The organism is Paenibacillus sp. sgz302190 (genome assembly GCF_059820445.1).
The window spans coordinates 1-1,114 of sequence record NZ_JBZYAO010000102.1 but is presented as its reverse complement, the minus strand read 5'-3'; the positions used below and the strand labels follow the sequence as shown (position 1 = coordinate 1,114).

At 47.4% G+C, this 1,114-nt stretch carries 1 protein-coding gene; it reads left to right on the top strand.

What is annotated here, in order from left to right; all coding sequences use genetic code 11:
• Nucleotides 1-71 precede the first annotated feature (71 nt).
• Nucleotides 72-1,114: ISL3 family transposase (locus AC6RNO_RS36680; protein WP_497108441.1), on the top strand; the 1,043-nt coding region annotated here is incomplete at its 3' end.

The following is a 1,114-nucleotide window of genomic DNA, read 5'->3' as shown; positions in this document are numbered from 1 at the left end:
GGTTCTTCCCAGTTTAGCATGACAATAAGCCGTCAATCCTTGTAATAGAACCCCGAAGGGAGATATCTGGGATGACGGAAAACGATATTTTTAATAGAGCTTTGAATTTAGGGACAGGTTGGGAAGTATACAATGTCGCTTTCAAACCGGATCAAAAAGAACTGCGGATTTACATACGGACCGTGAACGGTAGTTTGCACACTTGCGGTACTTGTGGTAAACCAGATTGCCGGATTTATGACCACGGTAAGGAACGAGAATGGCGGCACATGAACTTCTTCCAATATCGCGCTGTGCTGATCGGCAAGCCGCCGCGTGTAGAGTGCGATTCATGCAATACGCCTAAAACAGCCGAACTTTCGTGGGCCCGCGAGCGTTCCGGCTATTCGTTGTATTTTGAAGCCTTTATGGTGTTGCTCGCCAAAGCTATGCCAATGAACGAAGTTTCCAGACTGCTCGGAGAGCATGACACCACTTTATGGCCGATTTTGCACCATTACGTGGATGAAGCGCGGAAGGAACAAACGTGGGAAGAGGTTAAGCGTATTGCCATAGACGAAACCTCTCGGGCGAAAGGACACGAGTACGTCTCTCTGGTCATGGACTTGGATACCCGTAAAGTGCTTCACGTGGCGGAAGGGAAAGATCAACGGACATTGTTTGACTTTAAAGGCCAATTGCTACAGAAATGCGGCCACCCGGATGATATTGAAGAATTATGTATGGATATGTCACCGAGCTTTATTGCCGGAGCGAGGAATTTTTTTCCGAACGTCGAAATAACCTACGATAAGTTCCATGTCATGAAAGTGATCCATACGGCTGTAGACGAGACAAGACGAAAAGAACAACGAACGGTAGCCGAACTCAAGGACAGTCGATACGCTTGGCTGAAGAACGAAGAAAACTTAACCGCTAAGCAAAAGGAAAAACTGATTAGCCTCAAGGATGAAGACCTGAAAACAGCAAAAGCGTATCACTTGAAGCTCACCTTCTCGAAGCTGTGGGAGCAGGAAACACCGGAGAAGGCAAAACTGTTCCTGGACAGTTGGTACTACTGGGCGACGCACAGCCAAATCCCTGATATGGTGAAGGCTGCGAAAACCATTCGTCA